4 protein-coding genes are annotated in these 4,635 nt (G+C 69.1%); all 4 read left to right on the top strand.

Going from position 1 to position 4,635, the window contains the following annotated elements; genetic code table 11:
• Positions 1–1,248, top strand: a 1,248-nt coding sequence (locus E1293_RS44665; RefSeq protein WP_132205864.1) for a dolichyl-phosphate-mannose--protein mannosyltransferase, incomplete at its 5' end; no start/stop codon positions are given.
• A 34-nt stretch (positions 1,249–1,282) separates the two neighbouring features.
• Entirely contained in the window at positions 1,283–2,626 is a 1,344-nt protein-coding gene (locus E1293_RS44670; protein WP_132205866.1) for a DUF6801 domain-containing protein, read from the top strand.
• 82 nt (positions 2,627–2,708) lie between these two features.
• Positions 2,709–3,719 (top strand): cupin-like domain-containing protein, encoded by a 1,011-nt coding sequence (locus tag E1293_RS44675; protein ID WP_132205868.1) that lies wholly within the window; start codon positions 2,709–2,711, stop codon positions 3,717–3,719.
• A 252-nt stretch (positions 3,720–3,971) separates the two neighbouring features.
• Positions 3,972–4,635, top strand: a 664-nt coding sequence (locus tag E1293_RS44680) for a DUF6801 domain-containing protein (protein WP_132205870.1), incomplete at its 3' end; no start/stop codon positions are given.

Consider the following 4,635-nt stretch of genomic DNA (forward strand, 5'->3'; position numbering starts at 1 on the left):
GGCGAGTGGGCCGCGCATCCGCCGCTCGGCAAGTGGTTCATCGCGGCGGGCATGGCGGTGTTCGGGGCCGATCCGTTCGGCTACCGGTGTGCGGCTGCGGTGGCGGGTGTCCTGGCCGTGTTCCTGCTTGCCCGGACCGCTCGGCGGATGACCGGTTCGACCGTGCTCGGCTGTGCGGCGGGCCTGCTGTTGGCGTTGGACGGTGCGTGGCTCGTGTCCAGCCGGGTCGCGATGCTCGACATCTTCCTGCTCGTGTGGGTGCTGGCCGGGTTCGGCTGCCTCGTCGTCGACCGGGACCGGAGGCGCGTCGGCGACGCGGGGACGTTCGTTCGGCATGGGTGGCGCATCGGTGCGGGCGTGTGTTTCGGCCTTGCTTGCGGGACGAAATGGTCTGGTGTCTACCTGCTGGTCGTCTTGTGGGTGCTGGCTCTGATCTGGGATCGGAACGCGCGCAAGGAGGCCGGGCATCCCAAGCCTTGGCGGAGCATGCTGAAACTGGATCTTCCGCTCTCGCTGGTTCAGGTCTGGTTCGTCGCCGGGGTCGTCTATCTGGCCGGGTGGTGGGGCTGGTTCGTTTCCGGGACGTCCCTGCAGAAAAGTCTCTTCGGGCAGAACGTTCCTGGGTTCCAGCGGTTCTGGGCTGAGGAGCATCCGAGCGGTATTTGGCCCGCGTTTCTGAACCCGCTCCGGTCGCTGTGGCACTACCACGCGATGACATTGGACTTCCACAACGGCGTGACGGGCTCGAATCCCGGGCAGTCGTGGCCTTGGCAATGGCCCGTCCTGGGGCATCCGGCCGTCATGTGGCGCACGTCCGTGCCTTACGGGCAGGACGGCTGCGACGCCGCGAAATGCGTCACCGAGATCTCCCATCTGGGCACGCCCGCCATCTGGTGGGTCTCCCTGGCCGCGCTGATCGGCATGGTCTACTGCTCGGTCCGCCTGCGCGACTGGCGGGCCGCCGCCGTCGTCGGCGGGTATCTCGCGGGTTGGCTGCCCTGGTTCCCGGCCGCGTTCGCCGACCGGACGATGTACTCCACCTACGCGCTGCCGATGCTGCCGTTCGCGGTCCTCGCGATCGTCCTGCTGTTCGGCTACGGCCGCGACCGGTGGGTGCCGCGCCTGGCGATCGGCGCCTACCTCGCGGTCGTCGCGGTGAACCTGATCTACCTCTATCCCATCCTCACGGCCGGGGCCCTCCCGGAGGACGACTGGCACGCGCGCCTGTGGTTCTCCGGCTGGACCTGACCCCGGTGCGTCCGAACAGGAGAGGTGACCGAACATGAGGATCCGGGCCCGCTGGGCTCTCGGGGCGGTGACGGCGATCGGCCTCGGCGCGGTCGTGTCCGGGCCGCTGCCCGGAGGGACCGCGAGAGCGCAGGAGACCGACGCCGCGCTGACCTACACCTGCCGGTTCCCGTCCGGGACGTCGCAGCAGGTCGGCGTCCGGGTGCGGGGGACGTTCCCGGCGGCGGGGACGGCCGGCGAGCCGGTCCGGCCCGGCCGGGTCACGGCGTCGGTGACGGTCCCGAAGGCCGCGCTCCCCGAGGTGACCGCGCTCGGCGGCGCGTCCGTCGTCGGGACGGTGAAGCTCGGCGTGACGGTGACCCAGAACGCCAAGCCGGCCCGGACGTCCTGGCCGGGGCTGACCACGGCGGCCACACCGGTGTCCGAGGACGCCGATCTGGTGCTGGACGCGTCCGGCGACGTCCCGCCGGTGACGCCCGCCGGAACCGGCGATCTCACGTTCACCGCCGGCGACCTGGCCCTGGAGATCGGCCCGCCCGACGCCAAGGGACATGCTTCGGCGAAGCCGCTCGCGGTCGCCTGCGCCCCGGCGGGCGACCGGGCGCCGGCGCTCGCGACCGTGCGGGTGTCCGCGGGCGGGACGCGGGCACCGGAGGCCGCCCGCGCGCCGAAAACCGCGCCCGGCGAGACCCCGCCGGAGTGCGGCACCATGCCCGCGCCCACCGATGACTGGCTCCCGGGTTGCGTGTACCTGTCCGGATTCTCCAACGTCAAGAAGCTGCACGGGGCGGCACAACTCAACGATCCCGAGTTCGCCGAACCGGCGCTCACCAACGTGCTCTACATGATCACCGATACCGGCGCCTCGGTGCGGCAGCGGTTCGTCACGCCGCTGCGGTCGAGATCGACCTTCCTGACGTTCGACCTCATGCCGACGACCGCGACGATGGAGATGACCCAGCGGCCGGTGGGGCCGGGCAAGGACTACGGGACGTTCGAGGCCGTCAGCGACATGCAGACGGGCATCCAGTCGGTCACCGCGCACATGAGGATGTCGATCCGGCTCTTCGACGTGCGGGTCGACGGCACCCCGCTGGACGTGGGGCCGCGGTGCCGGACGGCCACCGACGCCGACATCACGCTCAAGGGCACGATGACCAGCATCCTGGAGGGCGGGACCCTCGAAGGGACCTTCGCGATCCCGGCGTTCCGGGGATGCGGCGCCGGTGAGGACCTCGACCCGCTGTTCAGCGGGACGGTCGCCGGCGCCGGGAACCTGCTGCGGGTCAGCCTCGGCTCCACCTGCATCCCGTTCGCCGAGATCAGCTGTCCGCCGGTGCTTCCGAAGCCGCGGCATTCCGCCGCTCCCCAGGCCTGAGCCGTGCCGGCCAGGCCGGCCCCCGACGCCGTCCGGAGAGGCGACCCCGGAGGCATCGCTCCGAAGAACGAGGAGGATCGCCGTGACAACACGTCCGAAGGAACAGTGGCGCCGCTGGATCGCCGAGAACCTGCTGCTCGGCAATCCGCCGGAGGTGATCCGCGCGGCGCTGGAGCAGAACGGGTTCACCGGGGAGGAGGCCGCCCGCGAGGTCGCCGGCGCATTGGCGAGCCCGTACGTGCAGGGCGCGTCCCGCATCGCGAACCGGCTCCGCAAACGTGAATGGACGCTGACCGTCTACGGGAGGCTCGCGCGGATGCGCGCGGACGGCGGTGAGATCGTGCGCCGCGAACGGCTCTCCCGGGACGAGTTCTTCGAGGAGTACTACTTCCAGAACCGCCCGGTCATCATCACCGGGATGCTCAAGTCGTGGCCCGCCTGCACGAAATGGGACTTCGACCACCTGCGCGCCGTCTGCGGCGGCAACGAGGTGGAGGTGCAGTTCGGGCGCGAGTCCGACGAGGACTACGAGATCAACGGGCCGCAGCACAAGCGGCTGATGCCGTTCCGCGAGTACGTCGACATGGTCGAGGCGGCCGGGACGACGAACGACTTCTACATGACGGCGAACAACGCGTCCAGAAATCAGCAGGCACTGGACGCGCTCTGGGACGACATCGACCCGCTCGGCGAGTATCTCGACGGCGACGAGGCCAAGGGGAGGAGCTTCTTCTGGCTCGGCCCGCCCGGGACGAAGACGCCGTACCACCATGACCTCACGAACAACTTCATGGCGCAGATCATGGGCCGCAAGAAGATCAGAATGGTGCCGCTGCACGACACCGCGTACGTCTACAACTCGCTGCACTGCTACTCGGAGGTCGACGCGAGCGCCGTCGACTACGACCGGTTCCCCGCCATGAAGAACGCGCAGGTGCTGGAGTGCACGCTCGAACCCGGCGAGCTGCTGTTCATCCCGATCGGCTGGTGGCACTACGTCGAGGGACTGGACGCCACGATCACGATGAGCTTCACGAACTTCCTGCGCTACAACGACTTCGCCTCCGACTACACCACCTACCAGCACCTATGACGCGTGACCCGGGGAAAACAATCGCCGGGTGACAGTTTTCGCCGCTTTTGTCAGGCCGCGAGCACGGCCTCTTCGGCATGCCCGAAAAAGTGTCATTTCCTGCACGTGATGGGCAATTTGAAAAAGCCTTCCACTGGTGAGTGAGAACCCCCTCTGATTTGTCAGCGGTACGTGAAGACAGTCGACATACCGGCCGGTAGTTTTTCGCCTCGAAACGCTCGGGAATGTCGGTTCCGGACGAAAGGCAGAACGTTGGAAGACAAGCTCAGCAAGCGCAGACGGCGCGGGGCCAAGGGCCTCGCGGCCGCGGCCGTCGGCGGCCTCGGCCTCTCCCTGCTCGGCGTCCTCGGCGCCGGCCCCGCCGCGGCGGACCCGATCCACCAGACGCTGAACTTCCACTGCGTCTTCCCGCTGATCGGGAACCAGCCGCTCGCCGTCGACATCGAGTCGGACTTCCCGTCCACCATCAAGGTCGGCGAGCTGTCCCCGCCGTTCCACATCAAGTCGACGGCGCACATCACCGGCACCATCACCAACGGCCTGCGCGCGGTGAAGGCCGTCACGCTGGAGGGCACGGCCTCCGCCGACTCGGTCGTGTCGGTGCCCGAGGAGCCGAACCTGCCGGTCGCCACCGACGTCGTCATCAACAAGGTCGACATCCCGCAGGAGGCCGGGGCGACCTGGGCCCTCGTCGCCGAGGGCGACGCGCCGCAGCTGGTGTTCAGCCAGACCGGCGACGGCACGATCACGATCGCCGGGCTGACGCAGCACATCAACCCGAAGAAGGCCGACGGCACCGAGGTCTGGGCCGGCGGCAAGGACGTGGCCTGCACGAAGGACCCGGGCCAGGACGAGCCGTTCGCCCACTTCACCATCACCGACGGCACCACGCCCACCCCCACGCCGACACCTACGC

Source organism: Actinomadura darangshiensis, from assembly GCF_004349235.1.
GTDB lineage: Bacteria > Actinomycetota > Actinomycetes > Streptosporangiales > Streptosporangiaceae > Spirillospora > Spirillospora darangshiensis.

Bases quoted from the DNA above. Each gene is read 5' to 3' on its own strand.
- E1293_RS44670 (WP_132205866.1), top strand. From the start codon at position 1,283: ATGAGGATCCGGGCCCGCTGGGCTCTCGGGGCGGTGACGGCGATCGGC.